General features: G+C 63.3%; 20 protein-coding genes. 5 read left to right on the forward strand and 15 right to left on the reverse strand.

The genetic code is table 11. The annotated features are described in order from the left end of the window. Positions 1 to 229 precede the first annotated feature (229 nt). Positions 230 to 1,501, forward strand: coding sequence for a mechanosensitive ion channel family protein (locus AC6H0W_RS08405; protein ID WP_497576706.1), 1,272 nt, complete (start codon positions 230 to 232; stop codon positions 1,499 to 1,501). A 12-nt stretch (positions 1,502 to 1,513) separates the two neighbouring features. Here the strand turns inward: AC6H0W_RS08405 and ribD are convergent, their stop codons facing one another. The 10 genes from ribD to pmbA form a co-directional block, all read right to left on the reverse strand. Continuing rightward, complete coding sequence (gene ribD, locus AC6H0W_RS08410; protein ID WP_497576707.1) at positions 1,514 to 2,602, reverse strand: bifunctional diaminohydroxyphosphoribosylaminopyrimidine deaminase/5-amino-6-(5-phosphoribosylamino)uracil reductase RibD; 1,089 nt, start codon at positions 2,600 to 2,602, stop codon at positions 1,514 to 1,516. Next, complete coding sequence (gene nrdR, locus AC6H0W_RS08415; RefSeq protein ID WP_497576708.1) at positions 2,583 to 3,104, reverse strand: transcriptional regulator NrdR; 522 nt, start codon at positions 3,102 to 3,104, stop codon at positions 2,583 to 2,585. Before nrdR ends, ribD begins: the two co-directional genes overlap by 20 nt. Positions 3,105 to 3,128: 24 nt before the next feature. Further along, entirely contained in the window at positions 3,129 to 4,376 is a 1,248-nt protein-coding gene (gene glyA, locus AC6H0W_RS08420; RefSeq protein WP_497576709.1) for a serine hydroxymethyltransferase, read from the reverse strand. A gap of 79 nt (positions 4,377 to 4,455) precedes the next feature. After that, complete coding sequence (locus tag AC6H0W_RS08425) at positions 4,456 to 5,547, reverse strand: TRAP transporter substrate-binding protein (RefSeq protein ID WP_497576710.1); 1,092 nt, start codon at positions 5,545 to 5,547, stop codon at positions 4,456 to 4,458. Between the two features lie 19 nt (positions 5,548 to 5,566). Beyond that, on the reverse strand, positions 5,567 to 6,652 hold the full coding sequence (locus AC6H0W_RS08430; protein ID WP_497576711.1) for a TRAP transporter substrate-binding protein: 1,086 nt from the start codon (positions 6,650 to 6,652) through the stop codon (positions 5,567 to 5,569). Positions 6,653 to 6,746: 94 nt separating this feature from the next. Then, positions 6,747 to 7,418: a histidine phosphatase family protein gene (locus AC6H0W_RS08435; RefSeq protein WP_497576712.1), complete on the reverse strand. Its 672-nt coding sequence runs from the start codon at positions 7,416 to 7,418 to the stop codon at positions 6,747 to 6,749. Further along, positions 7,397 to 9,175 (reverse strand): TRAP transporter large permease, encoded by a 1,779-nt coding sequence (locus AC6H0W_RS08440; protein WP_497576766.1) that lies wholly within the window; start codon positions 9,173 to 9,175, stop codon positions 7,397 to 7,399. Before AC6H0W_RS08440 ends, AC6H0W_RS08435 begins: the two co-directional genes overlap by 22 nt. Beyond that, complete coding sequence (locus tag AC6H0W_RS08445) at positions 9,172 to 9,759, reverse strand: TRAP transporter small permease subunit (RefSeq protein WP_497576767.1); 588 nt, start codon at positions 9,757 to 9,759, stop codon at positions 9,172 to 9,174. The genes AC6H0W_RS08440 and AC6H0W_RS08445 overlap by 4 nt, the downstream gene beginning before the upstream one ends. Positions 9,760 to 9,857: 98 nt before the next feature. Further along, entirely contained in the window at positions 9,858 to 10,940 is a 1,083-nt protein-coding gene (locus tag AC6H0W_RS08450; RefSeq protein ID WP_497576713.1) for a TRAP transporter substrate-binding protein, read from the reverse strand. Between the two features lie 143 nt (positions 10,941 to 11,083). After that, complete coding sequence (pmbA, locus tag AC6H0W_RS08455; RefSeq protein WP_497576714.1) at positions 11,084 to 12,424, reverse strand: metalloprotease PmbA; 1,341 nt, start codon at positions 12,422 to 12,424, stop codon at positions 11,084 to 11,086. 61 nt (positions 12,425 to 12,485) lie between these two features. Between pmbA and yjgA the strand changes: the two genes are divergently transcribed. From yjgA to aroG, 3 genes are all read left to right on the forward strand, one after another. Further along, a complete protein-coding gene (gene yjgA / locus AC6H0W_RS08460; protein WP_497576715.1) occupies positions 12,486 to 13,052 on the forward strand; it encodes a ribosome biogenesis factor YjgA in 567 nt (188 codons plus the stop codon). Then, positions 13,049 to 13,636 (forward strand): molybdopterin adenylyltransferase, encoded by a 588-nt coding sequence (gene mog / locus AC6H0W_RS08465; protein ID WP_497576716.1) that lies wholly within the window; start codon positions 13,049 to 13,051, stop codon positions 13,634 to 13,636. The genes yjgA and mog overlap by 4 nt, the downstream gene beginning before the upstream one ends. Positions 13,637 to 13,717: 81 nt before the next feature. Beyond that, the gene (aroG, locus tag AC6H0W_RS08470; protein WP_497576717.1) at positions 13,718 to 14,806 is read left to right on the forward strand and encodes a 3-deoxy-7-phosphoheptulonate synthase AroG; all 1,089 of its coding nucleotides are present in this window, start codon (positions 13,718 to 13,720) and stop codon (positions 14,804 to 14,806) included. Positions 14,807 to 14,886: 80 nt separating this feature from the next. On the opposite strand, the gene AC6H0W_RS08475 is transcribed toward aroG, so the two are convergent. From AC6H0W_RS08475 to AC6H0W_RS08495, 5 genes are all read right to left on the reverse strand, one after another. Continuing rightward, positions 14,887 to 15,894: a TAXI family TRAP transporter solute-binding subunit gene (locus AC6H0W_RS08475; RefSeq protein WP_497576718.1), complete on the reverse strand. Its 1,008-nt coding sequence runs from the start codon at positions 15,892 to 15,894 to the stop codon at positions 14,887 to 14,889. A gap of 48 nt (positions 15,895 to 15,942) precedes the next feature. Further along, on the reverse strand, positions 15,943 to 18,132 hold the full coding sequence (locus AC6H0W_RS08480; protein ID WP_497576719.1) for a TRAP transporter permease: 2,190 nt from the start codon (positions 18,130 to 18,132) through the stop codon (positions 15,943 to 15,945). Positions 18,133 to 18,258: 126 nt separating this feature from the next. Beyond that, positions 18,259 to 18,816, reverse strand: a complete 558-nt coding sequence (locus AC6H0W_RS08485) for a cob(I)yrinic acid a,c-diamide adenosyltransferase (RefSeq protein WP_497576720.1) — start codon at positions 18,814 to 18,816, stop codon at positions 18,259 to 18,261. 60 nt (positions 18,817 to 18,876) lie between these two features. Next, a complete protein-coding gene (locus tag AC6H0W_RS08490) occupies positions 18,877 to 20,154 on the reverse strand; it encodes a sensor histidine kinase (RefSeq protein ID WP_497576721.1) in 1,278 nt (425 codons plus the stop codon). Then, positions 20,151 to 20,837, reverse strand: a complete 687-nt coding sequence (locus tag AC6H0W_RS08495) for a response regulator transcription factor (protein WP_497576722.1) — start codon at positions 20,835 to 20,837, stop codon at positions 20,151 to 20,153. The genes AC6H0W_RS08490 and AC6H0W_RS08495 overlap by 4 nt, the downstream gene beginning before the upstream one ends. 170 nt (positions 20,838 to 21,007) lie before the next feature. Here AC6H0W_RS08495 and alaS point away from each other — a divergent pair, with 170 nt between their 5' ends. Further along, positions 21,008 to 23,632 carry an alanine--tRNA ligase gene (alaS, locus tag AC6H0W_RS08500; RefSeq protein WP_497576723.1) on the forward strand — a complete coding sequence of 875 codons (2,625 nt, stop codon included), beginning with the start codon at positions 21,008 to 21,010 and terminating at the stop codon, positions 23,630 to 23,632. Positions 23,633 to 23,648 lie beyond the last annotated feature (16 nt).

Below are 23,648 nucleotides of genomic sequence, written 5' to 3' on the forward strand. Positions count from 1 at the left end.
GCGGCGTTCGGGCGATGTGCAAGACCATTAGATAATAACCGCAGCGGCCAATCCTCTCAAAGCCGCAAATGGCGACAGTCGCTGGCGCGGTCGCTCCGGATAGGGGTGAAAAAATACTTTTGTTAGAATGTGGTTCTTGTATGTGTTTGTATTAAAACGATTTGCTTTTTCCGCATTCCTGCTGAGTCAGGGTGATTGAGAAGTGATTGATATTGCTGGGAGAAGAGGTTTGCAGGATTACATTGAACAGTGGCTGCTCACGGCCGGTATGCAGAACGTCGAGTTGTTGTCGACCTTGATCGTGCTTTGCGTGATCGCGCTTGTGGCGCTGGTGCTTCACTTGGTGCTGCATCGCGTCGTGTTGCGCATGTTGATGCGCTTTGCGGATGGATCGAAGCGTGAATGGCCGAAAGTGCTGGTGCACCGGAATTTCTTCAATCGGCTGGCGCTTGCGGCTCAGGGTGTCATCGTGCAGGCGCAGATGCGTCTGTGGATGGAAGAGGGCGCGTTTGCCCGCGGGGTGATCGAAGTCGGCACCAATGTCTGGATCGTGCTGTTCATGATGTTGGCGATTTTCTCCTTGCTCGACGGCATCGGCGACATTGCTCAGCGCAGCGTGCGTGGGCGTCATCTGCCGCTGCGGGGTGTGTTCCAGAGCGTGAAGCTGGTCGGCGCCATCCTGGGGGGCGTGCTGATCGTCTCACTGCTGGTCGGTCAGTCGCCGGCGATTCTGCTGTCCGGTCTGGGGGCCATGACTGCCGTGCTGATGTTGGTCTTCAAAGACCCGATCATGGGGCTGGTGGCCGGCATTCAGCTTTCGGCGAACAACATGTTGGCACTCGGTGACTGGTTGGAGATGCCAAAGTATGGAGCGGATGGCGATGTCGTCGATATCGGGCTGACGACAGTCAAGGTGCGCAACTGGGACAACACCATCACCACCATTCCCACGTATGCATTGATCTCTGACTCGTTCAAGAACTGGCGCGGCATGTCTGATTCGGGTGGGCGCCGCATCAAACGCAGCGTGATGATCGATAGCACCAGCGTGCGCTTCATCAGCCGAGAGGATGTCGAGCGTCTGCATCGCGGCCATCTGCTTGCCAAGTACCTGGATAACAAGATGACGGAAATCGAGCAGTTCAACCAGTCACTCGGCAACGATTGGGATTGCCCGATGAATGGCCGTCGTCTCACCAATATCGGTACGTTCCGTGCCTATCTGAACGCTTACCTGCAGGCGCACCCGCAAATCCACAAGGACATGACCTTGATGGTGCGGCAGCTTGAGGGTGGACCGAACGGCATTCCGATGGAGTTGTACTGCTTCACCACGACCACGCGCTGGGTCGAATACGAAGCCATTCAGGGCGACATCTTCGACCACATCTTTGCCGTGCTGCCGGAGTTCGGTCTGCGCGTGCATCAGACGCCCACTGGTCATGACATGCGTCAGATCGGACGCGGCTCGGAGGCTGAAAAACTGATCGTGGAGGCGTGAGCGCCCGATGCTTCAGCGCACTCGGGCGAGGATTCGAAAATCCTCGCCCACTGCGCGCAGGTCGGTGATGCGCAGGCGATGAGCCTTTTGCAGATCGGTGAGAGCGGCAAGGTTGAACATGCCCATGGCCGCATCGCCGACCAGCATAGGGGCAACGTAGAGCAGCAGTTCATCCACGCAGCCTTCGCGCAGCAGCGAGCCGTTGAGCTTGAAGCCGGCCTCGGCATGCACCTCGTTGATGCCGCGCTGTGCCAACTCCGCGAGCAGACCGGGTAGATCGACTTTGCCAGCCGGGTTGGGCAGCGCCACGATTTCCACTCCGAGCTTTTCCAGCGCGGCTGCCCGGCCTTCGTCGCGTGTGGCGCAGGCGATGAGTACGTTCCCGCCTTGCACGATGCGTGCGGTGACGGGGGTTTCGAGACGTGCATCGACCACCACGCGCAGCGGCTGACGGCTGCACGGCACATCACGCACGGTGAGCTGCGGGTCATCGGCCTTGACGGTGCCGAAACCGGTCAGGATGGCGCAGGCGCGTGCGCGCCACTGGTGGCCGTCACGGCGTGCGGCCGGGCCGGTGATCCACTGGCTGGTGCCGTTTTCAAGCGCCGTCTTGCCATCGAGCGTGCTTGCCGCCTTCAGGCGCACCCAGGGCCGCCCGCGCGTCATGCGCGAAATGAAGCCGATGTTGAGCTCGCGCGCTTCGGCTTCGAGCAGGCCGACCTGCCACGGGATGCCGTGCTCTTCGAGCAGCGCGAAGCCACGGCCAGCTACTTTCGGGTTGGGGTCGGACATGGCTGCCACCACGCGGCCCACGCCGGCCTCAACCAGCGCTTTGGCGCACGGCGGGGTACGGCCGTAGTGGGCGCAGGGCTCAAGCGTGATGTAGGCGGTGGCGCCGCGCGCCGCGGGGCCGGCCAACGCCAGTGCGGCGGCTTCGGCATGCGGCTGGCCGGCGCGTTCGTGCCAGCCCTCGGCAATGATCACGCCATCGCGCACGAGCACGCAGCCGACGCGAGGATTGGGCGTGGTGGTTTCCAGGCCGCGCGCTGCGAGTTGCAGCGCGCGCGCCATCATCTGGTGATCAATCGCGGAAAAGGTCATCTTCGACCGAAGTGGTGGTGCTGCTCTTGCCGGGCTGGCGACCGCGGCGCGGGCGTGTTTTGACTTCACGGATCAGGTCGGCGAAGGCGTCAACGTCGGTGAAGTTGCGGTACACCGAAGCGAAACGCACGTAGGCCACCTGATCGAGTGCGCGCAGTTCGTCCATCACCAGCTCGCCGAGCTTGTTGCTGGTGATCTCGCGCTCGCCCAGTGACAGCAGGCGTGCCTCGATGCGGTCGATGGCGGCGTCGATGGCTTCGGCCGCGACGGGGCGCTTGCGCAGCGCGAGCTTGAGGCTGGCGGCGAGCTTGTCGTGGTCGAATTCGCTGCGGTTGCCGTTGCGTTTGACGATCTGCGGCATCTTGAGATCGATGCGCTCGTAGGTGGTGAAACGCTTGTCGCAGGCCACGCAGCGGCGACGGCGACGCACCACGTCGCCTTCGTCGTTTTCGCGCGTATCGGTGACCTGGGTGTTGGGGTCACCACAAAACGGGCATTTCATTGTCGGCGGCCCGTCCCTTGCCGTTTAGTTGCCATACACCGGGAAGCGTGCGCACAGCGCCGCGGCCTGCTCGCGCACGCGCGCCAGCACAGCCTCGTCGGCAGGTGCTTCGAGCACGTCGGCGATCAGGTTGGCCACGGTGACTGCCTCGGCTTCGCCGAAGCCGCGGGTGGTCATGGCCGGCGAGCCGATGCGGATGCCGGAGGTGACCATCGGGCGCTCGGGGTCGTTCGGAATGGCGTTCTTGTTCACCGTGATGTGGGCCAGGCCGAGAGCGGCTTCGGCATCCTTGCCGGTGATTTTCTTGGCACGCAGGTCGAGCAGGAAGACGTGGCTCTCGGTGCGATTCGACACGATGCGCAGGCCGCGCTCGGTGAGCGTGCGCGCCATGGCCTGGGCGTTGCGGATGACTTGCTGCTGGTAGGTCTTGAAGCCCGGCTCCAGCGCTTCCTTGAAGGCCACGGCCTTGGCGGCGATGACGTGCATCAGCGGGCCACCTTGCAGGCCGGGGAAGATCGCGGAGTTGAGGGCTTTTTCGTGCTCGGCCTTCATCAGGATGATGCCGCCGCGCGGGCCGCGCAGCGTCTTGTGCGTGGTCGAGGTGACGACATCGGCATGCGGTACCGGGTTGGGGTACTCGCCGGCGGCAATCAGGCCGGCGTAGTGCGCCATGTCGACCCAGAAGACGGCGCCGACATCCTTGGCGACCTTGGCGAAACGCTCGAAGTCGATGCGCAGCGAATAGGCCGATGCGCCAGCCACGATGATGCGCGGCTTGTGCTCGTGGGCCAGGCGCTCCATCGCGTCGTAGTCGATTTCTTCCTTGTCGTTCAGGCCGTAGGAGACGGCATTGAACCACTTGCCCGACATGTTCAGTGCCATGCCGTGGGTGAGGTGGCCGCCTTCGGCCAGGCTCATGCCGAGGATGGTGTCGCCGGGCTTGGCGAAAGCCATCAGCACGGCCTGGTTGGCCTGCGAGCCGGAGTTGGGCTGCACGTTGGCGGCCTCGGCACCGAAGATTTTCTTGATGCGGTCGATGGCGAGTTGTTCGGCCATGTCGACGAACTCGCAGCCACCGTAGTAACGCTTGCCGGGGTAGCCCTCGGCGTACTTGTTGGTGAGCTGCGAACCCTGTGCCTCCATCACCGCGTGGGAGACGTAGTTCTCCGATGCGATGAGTTCGATGTGTTCTTCCTGGCGATGGTTTTCGGCCGCAACGGCCTTCCACAACTCGGGATCGGTCAGGGCAAGGGTGTCTTTCGCAGAGAACATTCGTTGGCGCTCGCTTGCGTGATGAAGTGCTTGGGATTCTAGCATGTCAGGCTGTATGCCCCCTTACGGGGCGCGCCTTTCAGCGCGACAGATCCTGCGCGCCCATGTACTGGTTGTAGAGGTCTTCGGCCACGGACGACCACTGCACCTGATCGCGCTGAAAGCGGCGGTAGTCGGCGAAAATCTTGCGCCACGCCGGGTTGCGTTGATCAAGCTCGGCATACAAGGCCTGCGACTCGCGAAACGCGGCATCCATGATCTCGCGCGGGGTGCGCATGAGCTTGGCGCCCTCGGCGATGAGTTGCTTCATTGCCGGCGGATTGCGCGCGTCGTAGGCGGCTTGGATCCACACGTGGGCGTCGCTCGCGGCGAGTCGCACGATGTGCTGATACTCGGTGGGCAGCGCGTTCCAGGCATGCGTGTTGATGTATAGCGACAGCTGGCCGCTACCTTCCCACCAGGCGGGCGCGTAGTAGTACGGCGCGATGCGATGCAGGCCGAGGCGCAGGTCATCATAGGGGCCGATGAATTCGGTGGCGTCGATCACGCCGCGTTCGATGGCCGAGTGTACGTCGGCCATGGGAATGCTCTGCGGCACGGCGCCGAGGCGCGAGAACACCACGCCGCCGAAGCCTCCGATGCGAAAGCGCATGCCGCGCAGATCGGCCAGGCTGCGGATCTCCTTGCGGTACCAGCCTCCCATCTGGGTGCCGGAGTTGCCCATCGCGAAATTCACGATGTCGTAGGGCGCGTAGAACTCGCGCATCAGCTTCATGCCGTTGCCCTCCAGCATCCACGCGGTTTGCTGGCGCGAGTTCATGCCGAAGGGGATGGCCGTGTCGAAGGCGAAGGCTTCGTTCTTGCCAAAGAAGTAATACGGCGCGGTGTGGGCACACTCGACGGTGTGTTGTTGCACGGCATCCACGACGCCGAAGGCGGGCACCAGTTCGCCGGCGGCATAGGTGCTGATGACGAAGCGGCCGTCGCTGGCTTCGGCCACGTTGCGGGCGAAACGGTTGGTGCCGCCGTACAGCGCATCCATCGAGCGCGGAAAGCTCGATGCCAAGCGCCAGCGGATGTTGCGGCCGGTCACGGCCATGCCCGGTGCGGTGCCGGCGGCGAGGATGCCTGCCACGCCGGTATGGGCAATAAAGCGGCGGCGTGTCGTCATGATGTGTCGCGGCAGTGCGTTACAGGCGCTGCGCGGACATGTACTGGTTGTACGTGCCTTCTGCCACAGGCTCCCACTGAAGTTGGTCAGAATGGAAGCGGCTGTAATCGTTGAAGATCTTGCGCCAGTTGGGGTTGCGTTCGTTCAGCTCGGCATACACCTCGCGGGAGGCCTTGAAGGCCGCGTCCATCACGTCACGCGGCATGCGCGAGAGCTTGGCGCCTTCGGCAATGAGCTGCTTCAGTGCGGCCGGGTTGCGTGCGTCGTAGCGTGCCTGCATCGAGATGTGGGCTTCGCTGGCGGCGCGCTGCACGATGGCCTTGTACTCCGGCGACAAGGCGCCCCAGACCTTGTCGTTCACGTACAGACAGACTTGCGCGCCGCCTTCCCACCACGCCGGGAAGTAGTAGTAGGGCGCGACTCGGTACAGGCCCAGTCGCAGGTCGTCGTAGGGGCCGACGAACTCGGTGGCGTCGATGGTGCCTTTCTCGAGTGCGGCATAGACTTCGGCCGCCGGGATGTTCTGCGACACCAGTCCCAGCTTGGCCAGCACGCGCCCACCGAAGCCGCCGATGCGCATGCGCAGGCCGTTCAGGTCGGCGACGCTGCGGATCTCCTTGCGATACCAGCCACCCATTTGTGCGCCGGTGTTGCCCATCGGGAAGTTCACGATGTTGTACTGGGCGTAGAACTCGCGCGTGAGCTTGAGGCCGTTGCCCTCGTACATCCACGCCGTCTGCTGGCGCGAGTTCATGCCGAAGGGAATGGCGCAGTCGAAGGCAAAGGTCTCGTCCTTGCCGAAGAAGTAATACGGCGCGGTGTGCGCGCAGTCCACCGTGCCGTTCTGCACCGCATCGACCACGCTGAAGGCCGGCACGATCTCGCCGGCGGCATACAGCGAGATCTGGAAGCGCCCGCCAGTGGCTTCGGCCACGCTGCGCGCGAACAACTCCGACGGGCCGAACAGATTGTCGAGGGATTTCGGGAAGCTTGAGGCCAGGCGCCAGCGCACGTTCTGTTGTGCCATGACGATCGCCGGAGCCGAACCGGCCGCCAGAATGCCGGCCATGCCGGAACCTTTCAGAAACTGGCGGCGGTTGCTCATGCGGAATCTCCTCGGATGCGTACGCGGTCGGCGCCAGCATGGCGCAATGGGCCGAAAGGGTACCGCAAACGCAGGAGAGCGTAATCAGTGCACGTCAGGTGCGCGGCAATTCGTCGCGTGTATGCGTCAGATGCCGTTGATCGGCCCAACTCAGCACGCGCCAGCCGGCGGGCTCACGCACGATCCAGTTGAGGGCGGCGTTCGGCAGCACGAAGTCGCGCTCGGTCGATAGCGGCTTGCCGGTGGCCATGCGATTGACGATGTCGAGCACGCCGCCGTGGGTGACGATCAATACTCGGCCGCCGGCATGCATGTGAGCGATGCGGTCGATGACCGCATGAATGCGCGCGGCCAGATGCGTGAGGCTCTCGCCGCCCTCGGGCAGTGTGTAGAGCGGGTCGCGGGTGGAGTGGCGTGCGAAATCCTGCGGGTAGCGCTGCTTGGCTTCGGCGTAGGTCAGGCCCTGGAAGATGCCGTAATGGCGCTCTCGCAATTGCGGCTCGGGCGTGAGTGCGATGCCCAGACGGTCGGCAGCAGCTTGCGCGGTTGCATGGGCGCGAGAAAGGTCGCTGCAGTAGGCTGCATCAAAAGCTTGCCCTTGCAGCGCATTGGCGGTGGCCTGCGCCTGACTCTCGCCGTTGGCATTGAGTGGAATGTCGAGCTGCCCCTGAATGCGGCGCTCGGCATTCCACGCGGTTTCACCATGCCGTATCAGGCACAGGGTGGTGGTGGCAGTGTGCCCCGTCACCAGGCGTTGTTTCCCCATCCGCCTTCAGCGGGCTCGGCCGGGGCAGGGACATCTCCACCCGCCGGAGCCGCGGGCTCTGCACCCCAACCACTGCCGGAGTCACCCCAGCCACCACCGCTGCCGCCATTGCCCCAGCCTTCTTGCGGGGCGATCTGGATGGTGTCGAGGTCGACGTCGACTTTGGCGTCGAGGTTGCCGGTGACCAGCTGCGGAAAGGCCATCAACAAGCCGAGCAGCGTCAGCTGGATGAGTACGAAGACCACCGAACCACGATAGATGTCCGTGGTGCGGATACCTTCGATGCGTTTCTTCGTGACCCGATCGACGTACGCTGAAACCGGCGCCACGCTGCGCAGGTAGAACAGCGCGAAGCCGAACGGAGGCGTAAGGAACGAGGTCTGCAGGTTGATGGCGATCATGATGCCGAACCAGATCAGGTCGATGCCGAGTTTGTCGGCGATCGGTGCGAGCAGCGGAATCAGGATGAAGGCGATCTCGAAGAAGTCGAGGAAGAAGCCCAGTACGAACACCACCAGGTTGACGAAAATCAGGAAGCCGATCTGACCGCCCGGCAGCTTGTCGAACAGGTGCTCGACCCATTCCTTGCCGTCGATGGCGGTGAAGGTGAAGCTGAACACCGTGGCGCCGATCAGGATGAACATCACGAACACCGACAGGCGGGTGGTCGATTCCAGCGCATCGCACAGGCGCTTCCAGTCCAGGCGGCGTCGCGCAACGGCCATGAGCAGCGCACCGACGGCCCCCATTGCACCGCCTTCGGTCGGCGTTGCCACGCCGATGAAGATGGTGCCCAACACCAGGAAGATCAGCGCCAGCGGCGGAATCAGAACGAACACCACACGCTCGGCGATCACTGACAACAGGCCCAGCTTGAGTACCTTGTTGCCGAGCGCAAGCAACAGACCCAGTGCGGTCACGACGGTCAGCGACATCACCACCGTTTCATCGGTGGCGGGGTTCACCGTGCGATCTTGCATCCAGCTGGCGATGTCGCCGTAGAAGTGCCCGAAGGCAAGGCCCACGGCGGCGAGAATGGCCATCAGCACGCCCAGCGAGCGCATGCCGGAGCCACCGTCAGGCTCTTTGTACTTGAGCGCTTCGGGCGGCAGGGCGGGCACGGTCTTCGGCGAAAAGATCGACAGCACGACGATGTACAGCACGTACATGCCCACCAGAATGAAGGCGGGCAGGAAAGCCCCTTTGTACATGTCGCCAACGCTGCGGCCGAGCTGGTCGGCCAGCACGATCAGCACGATGGACGGCGGCAGTGCCTGCGCCAACGTGCCCGAAGCGGTAATCACCCCGGCTGCGAGCGGGCGCGAATAGCCGTAGCGCAGCATGATCGGCAGCGAGATCAGGCCCATCGAAATCACCGAAGCCGCGACCACGCCGGTGGTGGCCGCAAGCAGGGCGCCGACGAAGATCACGGCCAGCGCCAGACCGCCGCGAATCGGGCCGAAGACCTGCCCGATGGTGTCGAGCAGATCCTCGGCCATGCCGCTTCGCTCGAGTATCAGCCCCATCAAGGTGAAGAACGGGATCGCCAGCAGCGTCTCGTTCTGCATGATGCCGAACACGCGTAGCGGCAGCGCCTGGAACATGGTGCCGGGCAGCAGGCCCAACTCCATGCCGATGAAACCGAAGAACAGGCCGCAGGCGGCCAGCGAGAATGCAACCGGAAAGCCCGACAGCAGGAACAGCACGAGCGCGCCGAACATGATCGGCGCGAGGTTGGCAGCGATGAATTCCATTATTTACGAACCTCGTCAGCCGTTTGAGTCATCCCTTCAACGACCGGGGGGATTTCTTCGTCACCCTGAGCGAACGGGTCGGGTGCCTGGCCGGCCAGGAAGCCGGCGCGTTTGATCAGTTCCGACACGGCCTGCAATGCCAGCAAGGCGAAACCGGCTGGAAGGGTGGCGTACACCGGCCAGCGAATGAGGCCGCCGGCGTTCGACGAAACTTCACCGAATTCATAGGCTCGCGAGACCAGCGGCCAGGAGAAATCGATCATGAAATAACACAGCGGCAGCAGAAAGATCAGGATGCCGCCGATGTCGATCATGGCGCGTGTACGGCTGGTAAAACGGCTTGCCAGCACGTCGATGCGCACGTGACCGTTGTTCAGAAAGGTAGCGGCTGCGCCAAGCATGAAAGCGGCTGCGAAGAGATACCACTGAACTTCGAGGAAGGCGTTCGAGCCGATACTGAATGCCTTACGCGCGACGGCATTGCCGGCGCTGATGACGGCAGCAGCAAAAATGAACCAGATCATGGCCTTGCCGATGAATCGGCTGGTCGCATCGATGGCTGCGGAAAGCGTGAGCAGGGGTCCCATCGCGGGCTCCATGGCGAGGCCAGAGGTTGGCCTGAAAATAAAGACTGCAGACGACAAAAAGCCGCCCGCGCTGAATGGCGCGGGCGGCTTTGGAACAATTACAGCTTCTGGGCAGCCATGTACTGGTTGTAGCTGCCTTCGGCAACGCCTTCCCACTGGTACGAGTCACGCTGGAAGGCCTCGTAGTCGGCGAAGATCTTGCGCCACTTCGGATTCTTCTCGTTGAGCTCGTCGTAGACTTCGCGGCGGGCCTTGAAGGCGGCGTCCATCACATCGCGCGGGAAGCGGTGCAGCTTGGCGCCTTCGGCGATGAGCTGCTTGAGCGAACCCGGGTTCAGTGCATCGTAGCGGGCTTGAACGCGCACGTGGGCGTCGCTGGCAGCCTGACGAACGATGGCCTTGTACTCCGGCGACAGGGCGTTGAAGGCCTTGTCATTGACGTACAGCGTGAACTGCGTGCTGCCTTCCCACCAGGCCGGGAAGTAATAGTGCTGGGCAACCTTGTGCAGGCCCAGGCGCAGATCGTCGTACGGGCCGATCCATTCGGCGGCGTCGATGGTGCCTTTTTCCAGGGTCTGATAGATCTCGCCGGCCGGGATGTTCTGCGGCAGAACGCCCAGCTTGGCCAACACGCGACCGCCGAAGCCGCCGACGCGGAACTTCAGGCCGTTCAGGTCGGCAACCGACTTGATTTCCTTGCGGTACCAGCCGCCCATCTGGGCGCCCGAGTTGCCCATCGGGAAGTTCACGATGTTGTACTCGGCGTAGAAGTCGCGGAACAGCTTGAGGCCGTTGCCTTCGTACATCCACGCGGTCTGCTGGCGGGAGTTCATGCCGAACGGAATCGCGCAATCGAGTGCGAAAGTTTCGTCCGTGCCGAAGAAGTAGTACGGAGCCGTGTGCGAGCACTCAATGGTGCCGTTGCGGGTAGCGTCGAGCACGCCGAAGGCGGGGACTAGCTCACCGGCAGCGTGCACGGTGATGTTGAACTTGCCACCCGTGGCTTCGGAAACGCTCTGGGCAAAGGCTTCAGCGCCACCGAACAGCGTACCGAGCGATTTCGGGAAGCTGGAGGCAAGGCGCCAACGGATGTTCTGCTGAGCACTGACGATGGCCGGCGCGCTGGCGCTGGCGATGACACCGGCGATACCGGCGTGTTTCAGAAACTTGCGGCGTTCCACGGTTTCCTCCTCTTCTTGTGGTTAGGTGTTGCTAGGTGTTGCGATAGTGCGCCGCATTATATGAATCCGCCACCCACGGCACACCTCGGATAACCCGTATTGTGCGGTGCCCGCACGAATGACCGCCGTACCGCGCCGTGCAATCAGCTTCCGGCAATCTTCATGCGTTCGATGAGCACCGATCCGCAGCGTTTCGCGCCGCGCGGCAGCGCGTCATTCCCGATTGATACGATGTTCATGAACATGTCTCGCAAGTTGCCGGCGATGGTTACCTCTTCGACAGCATGCTGGATTTCGCCATTCTCTACCCAGTATCCGGCGGCGCCGCGTGAATAGTCGCCCGTGACGTAGTTCACGCCTTGGCCGAGCAACTCGGTCACCAGCAGGCCGCGGCCCATGCGCTTGAGCAGAGCCTCGAAGTCGTCATCGCCGCCTTGCATCACCAGGTGGTGCGAGCCGCCCGCATTGCCGGTGGTCTGCATGCCCAGCTTGCGCGCCGTGTACGTGGACAGGAAGTAACCCTGCAGCACGCCGTCGGCCACCACATCGCGCGGGTGGGTTGCCACGCCTTCGCTGTCGAACGGCGATGAGCCGAAGGCCTTGCGTTCATGAGGGCGCTCGTGAATCGAAACGAACGACGGCAGGATCTGCTGACCGAGCGAATCGAGCAGAAAGCTGGACTTGCGGTACAGCGCGCCGCCGCTCACAGCATGCGTGAAATTGCCCAACAGTGTCAGTGCTACCGGCGCCTCGAACAGTACGGGCACTTCGCAGGTTGAAATCTTGCGGGCGCCCAGACGGCGGAGGGCGCGTTCGCCAGCCTTGCGGCCAATCGACTCAGCACTGTCGAGGTCGGCCGCGTCACGGCGCGAGTCGTACCAGAACTCGCGCTGCATGCCGTCACCCTTGCCGGCAATCACCGAGCACGATGTGCTGTGGCGCGAACTGGCGTAACCGCCGAGAAAACCCAGGCTGTTGGCGAACACGAAATGCGCCTGTTGTGTGGATACGCTGGCGCCCTCCGAGTTGGAGATCTGCTTGCCGACACCGTAGGCGGCTTCTTCGCAACTGCGTGCCAGCTCGATGGCCTGTTCGATGTCAATGTTCCAGGGGTGATGCAGATCGAGATCGGGCCAGTCGCGCGCCAGCAAAGAGGCGTCCGGCAGGCCTGCGGCCGGGTCGGGCGCCGTGAAGCGCGCGATCGACAAGGCCGCCTCCACCGTCGACTGCAAGGCCTCGTCGGAGAAGTCGGAAGTGCTGGCGTGGCCGCGGCTTTTGCCGATGTACACCGAGATGCCGACACCTTTGTCGCGGTTGTACTCGATGGTGTCGACCTCGCTCTTGCGAACGCTGGCCGTCTGCCCGGAGCCTTCGGAAACCTCCGCCTCGCAGGCATCGGCGCCGCGGGCGCGGGCAAGTTCAACCACGCGGGCGGCGATTTCACTCAAACGATCGTGGGAAAAAGAGAAGCCGGAGTCGGACATGGAGCGGGGTGCCTGCGGTGAAAGGCTATAATCTTACCCCGATCCAGCGACAGACTTCCCCATGAGCAACGCCCGGCGAGACCAACAAGACGAGATCGACGACCCGTTTGACGGGCGGCCCAGCAAGAGCAGCCGCAAGCGCGAGATGCATGCGCTGCAGGATATCGGCACCGAGCTGGTCGAGCTGCCGGGTGAGCGCCTGAAGAAGCTTGATCTGCCTGAAAACCTGCGCGAAGCCGTGCTGGCTGCGCGGCGCATCACCCAGCACGAGGCGCGCCGCCGGCAGCTGCAGTACATCGGCAAGCTGATGCGCGGCATCGACGCCGAGCCGATTCGCGCTGCGCTGGATGCCTTCAAGAATGTGTCGAAAGAGGAAGTGGCGCGCCATCATCGGCTCGAACGCTTGCGCGACGCCTTTCTCGAAGACGAGAAGGTGGCCGGTCGCATCGTGGAAGAATGGCCGCATGCCGATCTGCAGCACCTGCGCACCTTGCGCCGCAATGCGCTCAAAGAGCGCGAGCAGAACAAGCCGCCCAAATCCTACCGCGAGATTTTCCGCATCCTGCGTGGCCTGGACGGCACCCAGGTGGTGGATGACGAAGAACCTGACGAAACGGAGTCTGCATGAGCGAACACATCACCATCGGTCTGGTTTCCATCAGCGACCGAGCCTCGGAAGGCACCTACGAGGATCAGGGCATTCCGGCCTTGCGCGACTGGCTTGACGGCGCGTTGACCTCACCGTGGAGTGCCGAGACGCGCCTGATCCCCGATGAGCAGCCCGTCATTGAGGCCACGCTCAAAGAGCTGGCCGACACCAGGAAGTGTGCATTGATCCTCACCACCGGCGGCACCGGCCCGGCGCTACGCGACGTCACCCCGGAGGCCACGCTGGCGGTTGGCGACAAGGAAATGCCGGGATTTGGCGAAGAGATGCGCCGCATCAGCCTCAACTTCGTGCCGACGGCGATTCTCTCGCGGCAGGTGGCGGTGGTGCGCGGTACGAGTCTGATCGTCAACCTGCCGGGCCAGCCGCGCGCCATTCGCGAGACGCTGGAAGGCCTGCGCGACGCAGACGGCAAGGTCGTGCATACCGGCGTGTTCGCTGCCATCCCGTATTGCATCGATTTGATCGGTGGGCCGTATGTCGAGGCTGATGAAAATGTCATCAAGGTCTTCCGCCCCAAACACGCGCTGCGCCCCAAGAGCTGAGGCCTGCGGAAAACCCGGTTCGCGCCGGCTTGCGCTTGCGGAGTAAAATCCGCGTTTCCCGAAATTGTGTTGGTACACATGATGTCTGCAACGGCAAACAAACCCATCGACGACACCCGCATCCAGGAAATCAAGGAACTTGTCCCCCCGACGCACGTGCTGCGCGAGTTTCCGGCTTCGGACAAGGCTGCCCAGACGGCGTACGAGACGCGCCAGGCCATCCATCGCATCCTGTACGGTGCCGACGACCGCCTGCTGGTGGTGGTGGGGCCGTGCTCCATCCACGACACCGATGCGGCCATCGAGTACGCACGCCGCCTCAAGGCCGAGGCTGACCGCCTGCAAGATGATCTGCTGGTGGTGATGCGCGTTTATTTTGAGAAGCCGCGTACCACGGTGGGCTGGAAGGGGCTGATCAACGACCCCTTCCTCGACAACAGTTTCCGCATCAACGAAGGTCTGCGCATCGCCCGCAAGTTGTTGTGGGAGATCAATGACATGGGCTTGCCGGCTGGCACCGAGTTTCTCGACATGATCACGCCGCAGTACGTGGCCGACCTCATCTCATGGGGTGCCATTGGTGCGCGTACCACCGAAAGCCAGGTGCACCGCGAGCTGGCCTCCGGCCTGTCGTGCCCGGTCGGTTTCAAGAACGGCACCGATGGCAACGTGCGCATCGCCGTGGATGCCATCAAGGCCGCGCAGTCGCCGCATCATTTCCTGTCGGTGACCAAGGCGGGGCACTCGGCCATCGTGTCCACCAAGGGCAACGAAGACTGTCACGTGATTCTGCGTGGCGGCAGCGGTGGCCCCAACTACGACGCAGGCAGTGTGGATATCGCCTGCAAGGCGCTGGCTGCCTCCGGCGTGCCGGCCAAGCTGATGATCGACTGCTCGCACGCCAACAGCCGCAAGCAGCATGCGCTGCAGATCGAGGTTGCTGCAGACGTGGCGGGCCAGATGGCCGCTGGCGAAGATCGCATCATCGGTTTGATGATCGAGTCGCACCTCAAGGAAGGCCGTCAGGATCTCGTGCCCGATCAGGCGCTGGAGTACGGCAAAAGCATCACCGACGCCTGCATCGGCTGGGAAGACACCGTGCCGGTGCTCGATGCCCTGGCCGAGGGTGTGCGCAAGCGCCGCGTGCGCAAGGCGTCCGAATTGGAGTGACGGCCTGGCGCAGGCATACGGCGCAAATGCAAAAAAGCCCGGCCAATCGGCCGGGCTTTTTCGTTCAAGCGATGTGAAGCTTAGGGCTTCTGGTCGTCTTTGAGCTTGAGGCCTTTCTCTTCCCAGAACTTCGCGGCACCAGCATGCACCGGGGTCACGACGCCGAGCAGTGCGTCCGGGATGGTCATGGCTTCAGCCGCTTTGGCAACCGAATGCATGTACTTCAGGCCAGCGTCCGAATAGATGTTGCTGACGTACTTGTACATGTCGTCGGCAGACACGTGACGACCGGCCACCCACAGGGCGGAGTCGGAGATCGAGTGCACGTCATAGTCCACGCCCGGATAGGTGCCGGCCGGGATGGTGACCTTGGCGTAGTAGGGGTGGTCTTTGGCCAGCGTGCCTTTCTCCGCCGCTTCCCATACCTGCAGCAGGCGCACTTTGTTCGACGTGGCGGCCTGGATCACCGAAGCGTTCGGGAAGCCGGCGAAGACCCACAGCGCGTCGATCTGGCGGTCACCCAGCGCCGAGGCGCCTTGCGAGTAGCCGATGAAGGTCGGCTTCATCTTGTCCCACAGCCCTACGCTCTCGAAGAAGCGCTGAGCCGAAGCTGCGGCACCCGAGCCAGCAGGGCCGACGGCGACTTGCTTGCCGGCCAGTTGCGAGACTTCGGTGATGCCGGAATCTTCGCGCACGATCAGGTGGCCCGGCGCACCGTACAGGTAGGACACGACCTGCACGTTGCGATAACGGTTGGTGTCGTTGGTCAGGCGGCCGTTCATGCCGAGGTAGATATCGCCCGAGTACACAATGCCGAATTCGGCATCACGCGAGTTCACGCGGCGCAGGTTCTCGACCGAGCCGGCGGAAACCATGTTCGACACCTCGACACCGTCTACGTGACGGGAGAGCTGCGTGGCGATCCCGTTCGAGAAGAACTGGAAGGTGCCGCCGTCTGGCCCGCCGGAGAAGGCCAGACGCTTGGTTTGCGCTTCCGCGGCAGGCGAGGCCGTCAGCGTGAGGGCCGCGACGGCTGCCACGGCGAGCGTGCCGAAGGTCGCCGGCAGTTTCATCAGTTTGGTCATCATCAGAATGTCTCCTCTGGTTTGTAGTGTTGCAGGTAGAACGTTGAAAAATCAGACGGTGGGCCGCGGCACGGGCTGGGCGTCACGCTGCAGCCACCACACCAGGGCCACCAACGCGCAGCCGACCAGGTCGCTAATGAAGTCGGGCCAGTACAGGGCGAAGGTTGCCGCACCGAGCAGCGCCCATTCGATCATGCTGGTGCGACGGCGCAGGAAGCCCATGGCCAAGGCGCCGAAGGCGATGGTGCCGAGCGTGGCCGAGAAGAATGCCGTGAAGATGTCGAACGCCGAGCCTTCGAGCAGGATGCCCGGCACGTACGCGAACAGCAGCGGCGTGACGTACAGCATCTTGGCGAACTTGAACGAGGTCCAGCCGGTTTTCCACGGATCGGAGCCCGCAATGGCGGCGCCCGCGTAGGCTGCCACGCAGACCGGTGGGGTGATGTTCGAGTCCTGCGACAACCAATACACGATCATGTGGGCGGCGATGGCCGACACGCCGTAGTTGCCTAGCGCTGGTACTGCCAGCACTGCCACGATCAGATATGCGGCGGTAACGGGTACGCCCATGCCGAGTACGAGCGAGGCCAGCGCAATCAGCACGATGGCGATGAACAGACTGTCACCGGCCATCGAGATGATCAGATCGGAAAACTTCAGCCCCATGCCGGTGAGCGAGATCACGCCGACGATCACGCCGATGACGCCCACGGTTGCGCCGATGATCAGCGTGTTGCGCGCGCCGGTCTGGATGGCGTCCCAGATCTCCTTCGGCCCCATGCGCGTTTCCTTGCTGACCCAACTCACCGCGATGCACGACAGCGTGGCCCAGAAGGCAGCATTGCTGGGCGAGCGGCCCATCAGCATCAGCACGGTGATGATGATCAGCGGCAGCGCGAAGTACCAGCCTTTCTTGAGGACTTCCTTCCAGTGCGGGAATTCTTCGTCGTTGATGCCGACGATGCCAAGCTTCTTGGCCTCGAAGTGCACCATGCAGAACACCGCCAGGAAGTAGAGCAGCGCCGGCCCGATGGCGTACAGCATGATCTGCGAATACGGGATGCCGGTGAGTTCGGCCATCAGGAAGCCACCTGCGCCCATGATCGGCGGCAGGAAGGTGCCACCGATGGACGCCGCCGGCTCGATGGCGCCCGCCACATGCGGCTTGAAGCCGGCACGCTTCATCATCGGGATGGTGAAGGCGCCCGAGGACACCGTGTTGGCGATGGCGCTGCCCGAAACCGATCCGAACAGGGCCGAGGAGATGACGGCCACCTTGGCCGGGCCGCCGGTCGAGCGCCCGGCCAGAGCCAGCGGCAGGTCGATGAAGAACTTGCCGGCGCCGGATTTTTGCAGGAAAGCGCCGAAGAAGATGAAGAGGATGACGTAGGTGGCCAGTACGCCGGCCATGACACCGAACACGCCGTTGGTGGTGATGAACAGCGAAGTGGCGAGGCGGTCGATGCTGAAGCCGCGATGCGAGAACAGCTCCGGCAGGTACGGGCCGAACAGGCCAAAGGCCAGTGCCGCGATGCCGACGAAGGTGATCGACCACCCCAGCACCCGGCGGCAGACTTCCAGCGACAGCACGAGGCCGATCAGGCTGATCAGGCGGTCAAGTTGGTTCTCGGCCCCTGCGCGGTAGTTGAGGGCTTCGAACTGGGCGATCCAATAGATCACCGAGCCGGCGACGGCTGCGGTCATGATCAGGTCGCTGGCCGTGGGAGACTGCGGGAAGCGGCGCACCATCCACTGGTCGAGCGGCAGCAGTATCGCAGCGAACGGCAGGGTCAGCGCGAACGGTACCCACAGCAGCCCGAAGTCGTTCTGCCACGCAAGCGCGAAGCCGTCGTATTCGAGCGTTTCCCGGAACATCGTGAGCTGGTCCCACAGCGCCACGGGCGAATCGAACACCAGAAAGCATGTAACGCCGAGCGCCACCAGGAACGCAGAAAGCACCGACATGCTGGCGACCGCAATGCGGCCACCGGCCGGGTAGAGCAGAAACACCAGCACGAAGGTGATGAGTACATAGACGCCGAGGTGGTACTCGGTCGGCAGGGCCTGGAAGCCGGCGCCGTAGAAATAGATCAGCACCAGTGCGGCACTGAGCAGCGATGTCACCCACAGCCACAGGCCACGCGGTCGGCGTTCGGTCTTGGCCTCTTTTTCAAGAAGCTCAGCGACCTTCTTGCGTTGCGCGTCGTCGAGGTCATCGAGCGACTTGTCTGCGTCGGACATCGCATCTCCCACTTTATTCACGTTGTTCGAAGCACGTCATGCTGCGTGCATCGATGATTGGGCGGGAGGTTAGGCTTCGCGCAAAGCCGCGACAATTGTGGATATCGCGGACTGCGCAGGTGTCGATCAAGCGTTCTGGCCCTTCTGCCAGAGTACGTCGCCACGCCCCTCGGCGCGGTTGAGCACGCGCGCCAACACGAAGAGCAGATCCGACAGGCGATTGAGGTATTGGCGCAGCGCATCGCTGACGGGTTCTTCAGGGGTCTCGGCCAGTGCCACCACCACGCGCTCGGCGCGGCGGCAAATGGTGCGGGCGTGGTGTGCCAGTGCAGCGGCGCGGGTGCCGCCGGGCAGGATGAAGTCTTTGAGCGGCTCAAGCGGGGCGTTGAGGCGATCGAGCGACTTCTCGAGGCGTTCAACTTGAGGAGCGGTGATCAAGGTCATTTCCGGAATGCACAGCTCGCCGCCCAGGTCGAACAGGTCGTGCTGTACGCCCGTGAGCAGGTCGCGGACTTCTTCCGGCAGCGTCTCGCACAGCAGCACGCCGAGCGAGGCGTTGAGTTCGTCGACGTCGCCCATGGCATGCACGCGCTGGTCGTTTTTTGATACGCGCTGACCGTTGCCGAGGCCGGTGGTGCCGGCATCGCCGGTGCGCGTGTAGATTTTGCTGAGACGGTTGCCCATGGCGCTTCTCCGAGGCGCGCGGGTGCGCGCGAAACAGCCGATTATAGGCGGGGAGATGCTTCAGGCAGCATTGCTTCGATCGAAATACAGCTCGATTGCGGTGCCCGCAGCACTGTCGCTGCGGATGGCGATGTGCCACCCCAGACGTTCGCAGATGAGGCGCACGATGAACAGTCCGAGTCCGTTCTCGGGGACGGATTGTTGTGCTGTGGGCGCGGTAAGGCGTGCCTGGGCGCTTTGGGGCAGCCCGTCACCATGATCGCGAATGCGCAGATGCTCTGGCGTGATGTCCACGTGCACTTCGTCGCGCGTATGGCGCACGGCGTTCTGGATAAGGTTGCGCAGCAGCATGCGCACGAGCGCCGGGTCTGCCACGACATGCACAGGCTCGGCCGGTGCAGCGCTGGTGATGTGCCGCGAGGTGTCGAGCGAGCAGGCTTCGATGTCGGCGATGACCTCGTCTATGCAGGCGGTCAGATTGATGCGTGTGGGTTCGTCCTCGTTGCCGTGGCGTCGCGCCAGCTTGAGCAGCACGTCAACATCGCTGCGCATTTCATCGGTGGCCCGGCGGATGCGGCTCAGTGTGCGCTGGTCCGCTGTGCTTAGCGAGGCGCGTTGTTCCAGCACATCCAGTGCGCCGGCGATGACGGCGATCGGCGTGCGCAGTTCGTGGCTGGCGAGGCTGACCAGAGATTTCTCGCGCTTCACGTATTCGTCGAGCGCGCCGAGCAAGTCGTTGAGCGTGTTGGCGATGTCCGCAAGCTCCATTTCCTCGTAGGCGGATTCGATGCGATTGATGCGCGTGCCGGGCTCGATGCTGCGGATGTCGCCGGTGAGCGCTTCAAGCGGCTTCACCACACGGCGGGTGCCATGGCGTGCCAGCAAGAAGCCGAGCAGCAGCATGCCCGCCCCGAGAAACGCGACGGCGAGCTGCATGAAGTCTTCGCGGTCTTCCAGAATGGAGATGTCCTGCGCGAGGTACAGCACGCCGGGGGGGGATTCGGTGCGGTCGATCGACAGCAGAAAGCTCTTTTCGCCGTCGAGCACTTCGGCCGAGAAGGGGATCGGCCGGTTGATGAACAGCGGATGCATGTTCTCGGCCGTCTGGCCGTCGGGAACATACAGCGCCCTAAGCAGCGCCGAATTCCACGACTGGACCTGCGAGCCCTTGATGCGTTGTTCGAGGAAGTTGCGCTCTTCGGCCAGTTCGAGACGCAGGATGGTGTCTTCGACGTCTTCGTAAATGAATTCGATGGCCACCATGGTCACCGCCACGTTGATGGCGCCGATGGCGAAGATGCTGCGGAAGATCCGCCGGGCGAGGGAGCTCTCGCTCATGCTTGCGATGGCTTGAGCCGATAGCCGCGGCCGTGCACGGTTTCGACCAGCGCGTCACCGAGCGCGGCTTCCAGCGTGCGGCGCAACACGTAAATATGGGTGCGCAGTGTGTGCGGGTCGCCATCGTCGGTGCCCCAGATGGCACGGCTCAGTACGTCGTGGGTGACGATGCGCGGGTGTGCCCGCACCAATTGCTCGAAAATGCGCGCGGCGGTGCCGCCCAGCATGACCTCGCCATGCCCGTCGAGGCCGGCCATCAGCGTGCCGCAGTCGTAGCTGATCTGCCCGGCTCGCAGGGCACCGTCCCGTGTGGCGGTCTCACGGCGTGTCAGCGCATCAATGCGCAGCTGCAGTTCGCGCAGCGCAAAGGGTTTCACCAGATAGTCGTCACCGCCCAAGGTGAAGCCTTCTTCCTTGTCGGAAAGCTCGCCGCGGGCGGTCATGAAGATCACCGGCACATTGCTGCCGAGATCGTCGCGGATGCGCCGGCAGATCTCGAAGCCATTCACGCCCGGCAGCATCACGTCGAGCACCACTACGTCGAATTCCTGCGTTGCTAGCAGGTGCAGTGCAGTCAGCCCGTCGGCGGCAAAATCGAGCGTGTAGCGCTGATCGTCGAAGAATTCTTCGAGATTGGCGGCGAGGGCAGACTGGTCTTCGACGATGAGTACGCGAGTGGCCATGATTCAGGAAAAAGGGGCAAGTTGTGCAAGCCTAGCGCAGCGAGTCTCAAGAAGGTGTCAAAGCGCCGTGTGAGCACGATGTGCGGCGGCGGCGAAACGCCTGCTCATGCTAGACTTCTTCGCTTTCCAGCATACTCCGGAACGCCTCGTTCACCGGGCCAGAATCCGCCATGAAAAGCGCCGAAATCCGCCAGAAATTCCTCGACTACTTCGCCTCAAAGGGGCACCAGATCGTTGCATCGAGCTCGCTTGTGCCGCATGACGATCCGACGCTGCTGTTCACCAACGCGGGCATGAACCAGTTCAAGGACGTGTTCCTCGGCTTCGACAAGCGCGCCTACACCCGTGCAACGACCTCGCAGAAATGCGTGCGTGCCGGCGGCAAGCACAACGACCTCGAAAACGTGGGCTACACCGCGCGTCACCACACCTTTTTCGAGATGTTGGGCAACTTCAGCTTCGGTGACTACTTCAAGCGCGACGCCATTTCGTATGCATGGGAGCTGCTGACCGAAGTCTTCAAGCTGCCCAAAGAGAAGCTGTGGGTCACCGTGTATGCCGAAGACGACGAGGCCTACGACATCTGGACCAAGGAAATGGGCGTGCCCGCCGAGCGTGTCATCCGCATCGGCGACAACAAGGGCGCACGCTACGCCTCCGACAACTTCTGGATGATGGGCGACACCGGCCCCTGCGGCCCATGCACCGAGATTTTCTACGATCACGGCGAACACATCTGGGGCGGCCCGCCGGGCTCACCTGAGGAAGACGGCGACCGCTATATCGAGATCTGGAACAACGTCTTCATGCAGTTCAACCGCGACGACAAGGGCGTGATGCACCCGCTGCCCAAGCCGTCGGTTGACACGGGCATGGGCCTGGAGCGCATCTCGGCCGTGCTGCAGGGCGTGCACGCCAACTACGAAATCGACCTGTTCCAGGCCTTGATCGCGGCGGCGGCGCGTGAGACCTCCGGTGCCGACATGGATTCGCCCTCGCTCAAGGTGCTGGCCGACCACATCCGCGCCTGTTCCTTCCTGATTGCCGACGGCGTCATTCCGGGCAACGAAGGCCGTGGCTACGTGCTTCGCCGCATCATCCGCCGCGCCATCCGTCACGGCTGGAAGCTTGGCGCGCGTGGGCCGTTCTTCCACCGCATGGTGGCCGATCTGGTGGCCGAGATGGGCGATGCTTATCCCGAGCTCAATGAAGGCCAGCGCCGCATCACTGACGTATTGCGGCAGGAGGAAGAGCGCTTCTTCGCCACCATCGAGAATGGCATGGCCATCGTCGAGGCCGAGCTTCATGCGCTGGCCAAGGCCGGTGAAAAGACCTTCAACGGTGAAACCGCTTTCAAGCTGCACGACACCTACGGTTTCCCGCTCGATCTCACGGCCGACATCTGCCGCGAACGCGAAGTGGCCGTGGATGCCGAGGCCTTCGACGCCGCCATGGCGCGCCAGAAAGCCCAAGCCCGTGCGGCAGGCAAGTTCCGCATGGCCGCTGCGCTGGAATATGCCGGCCCGGAAACGCATTTTCACGGCTACGACAGCCTGGAAGAGCAGGGCAAGGTGCTGGCGCTGTACCGTGACGGCAGCGAAGTCGAAGCGCTCAATGAGGGCGAGCTGGGCGTGGTGGTGCTCGACGAGACGCCGTTCTATGCCGAGTCCGGCGGCCAGGTGGGTGACCGTGGCGAACTGCGCGGGGGCGGTGGCATCTTCGCCGTGGAAGACACGCTGAAGATCCAGGCTGCGGTGTTCGGTCATCACGGCACGGTGACCACCGGCCGCATCGTCAAGGGTCAGGCCGTCACGGCGCGTGTGGATGTTGCTGCGCGTGCAGCCACCGCGCGCAACCACTCGGTCACCCACATCATGCACAAGGCGCTGCGCGAGGTGCTGGGCGCGCATGTGCAGCAGAAGGGTTCGTTGGTCGACGCCGAAAAGACGCGCTTCGACTTCACGCACAACGCGCCGATGACGGCCGAGGAAATCCGCGAAGTCGAAGAAATCGTGAACCGCGAGGTACTCGCCAACACCGCCACCAACGCTGAGAAAATGGCGCTCGACGCAGCGCAGCAATCCGGCGCGGTGATGCTGTTCGGCGAGAAGTACGCCGACGAGGTTCGCGTGCTCAGCATCGGCTCCTCCAAAGAACTGTGCGGCGGCACGCACGTGCTGCGCACCGGAGACATTGGCCTGTTCAAGATCGTGTCGGAAGGCGGCGTGGCGGCTGGCATCCGCCGTGTCGAGGCGATCACCGGCGAGAACGCGCTGCATTACCTGCAGGAGCAGGAGCGGCGCGTCCAGGGCTTGTCGGCGGCCATGAAGGTGCAGCCGGATGAAGTGGTGTCGCGCGTGGCAGGCATCATGGACAACGTGCGCGCGCTGGAGAAGGAAATCGCACGCCTGAAGTCCAAGCTGGCTTCGAGTCAAGGCGACGATCTCGCCTCGCAAGCCATCGACATCAACGGCGCCAAGGTGCTGGCGGCTACGCTCGAGGGCGCCGATGTGGCGACGCTGCGCGAAGCCATGGACAAGCTCAAGAACAAGCTCGGCTCGGCGGCGATCGTGCTGGCTTCGGCGGGCGACGGTAAAGTCAGCCTGATCGCCGGTGTGACGGCGGATCTGACCGGCAAGGTCAAGGCCGGCGAGCTGGTCAACATGGTCGCCCAACAGGTTGGCGGAAAAGGCGGCGGGCGGCCGGACATGGCGCAGGCGGGCGGTACGCAGCCCGAACATCTGCCGGCTGCCTTGAACTCGGTCGCTGGCTGGGTCGAGCAGCGTCTGGCCTGAACTTGGGCTGCTCGGG

The organism is Pseudazoarcus sp. NS20, from assembly GCF_059703745.1.

Bases quoted from the DNA above. Each gene is read 5' to 3' on its own strand.
- ribD (WP_497576707.1), bottom strand. From the start codon at position 2,602: ATGACCTTTTCCGCGATTGATCACCAGATGATGGCGCGCGCGCTGCAA.
- nrdR (WP_497576708.1), bottom strand. From the start codon at position 3,104: ATGAAATGCCCGTTTTGTGGTGACCCCAACACCCAGGTCACCGATACG.
- glyA (WP_497576709.1), bottom strand. From the start codon at position 4,376: ATGTTCTCTGCGAAAGACACCCTTGCCCTGACCGATCCCGAGTTGTGG.
- AC6H0W_RS08425 (WP_497576710.1), bottom strand. From the start codon at position 5,547: ATGACGACACGCCGCCGCTTTATTGCCCATACCGGCGTGGCAGGCATC.
- AC6H0W_RS08430 (WP_497576711.1), bottom strand. From the start codon at position 6,652: ATGAGCAACCGCCGCCAGTTTCTGAAAGGTTCCGGCATGGCCGGCATT.
- AC6H0W_RS08435 (WP_497576712.1), bottom strand. From the start codon at position 7,418: ATGGGGAAACAACGCCTGGTGACGGGGCACACTGCCACCACCACCCTG.
- AC6H0W_RS08445 (WP_497576767.1), bottom strand. From the start codon at position 9,759: ATGGGACCCCTGCTCACGCTTTCCGCAGCCATCGATGCGACCAGCCGA.
- pmbA (WP_497576714.1), bottom strand. From the start codon at position 12,424: ATGTCCGACTCCGGCTTCTCTTTTTCCCACGATCGTTTGAGTGAAATC.
- yjgA (WP_497576715.1), top strand. From the start codon at position 12,486: ATGAGCAACGCCCGGCGAGACCAACAAGACGAGATCGACGACCCGTTT.
- mog (WP_497576716.1), top strand. From the start codon at position 13,049: ATGAGCGAACACATCACCATCGGTCTGGTTTCCATCAGCGACCGAGCC.
- aroG (WP_497576717.1), top strand. From the start codon at position 13,718: ATGTCTGCAACGGCAAACAAACCCATCGACGACACCCGCATCCAGGAA.
- AC6H0W_RS08475 (WP_497576718.1), bottom strand. From the start codon at position 15,894: ATGATGACCAAACTGATGAAACTGCCGGCGACCTTCGGCACGCTCGCC.
- AC6H0W_RS08480 (WP_497576719.1), bottom strand. From the start codon at position 18,132: ATGTCCGACGCAGACAAGTCGCTCGATGACCTCGACGACGCGCAACGC.
- AC6H0W_RS08485 (WP_497576720.1), bottom strand. From the start codon at position 18,816: ATGGGCAACCGTCTCAGCAAAATCTACACGCGCACCGGCGATGCCGGC.
- AC6H0W_RS08490 (WP_497576721.1), bottom strand. From the start codon at position 20,154: ATGAGCGAGAGCTCCCTCGCCCGGCGGATCTTCCGCAGCATCTTCGCC.
- AC6H0W_RS08495 (WP_497576722.1), bottom strand. From the start codon at position 20,837: ATGGCCACTCGCGTACTCATCGTCGAAGACCAGTCTGCCCTCGCCGCC.
- alaS (WP_497576723.1), top strand. From the start codon at position 21,008: ATGAAAAGCGCCGAAATCCGCCAGAAATTCCTCGACTACTTCGCCTCA.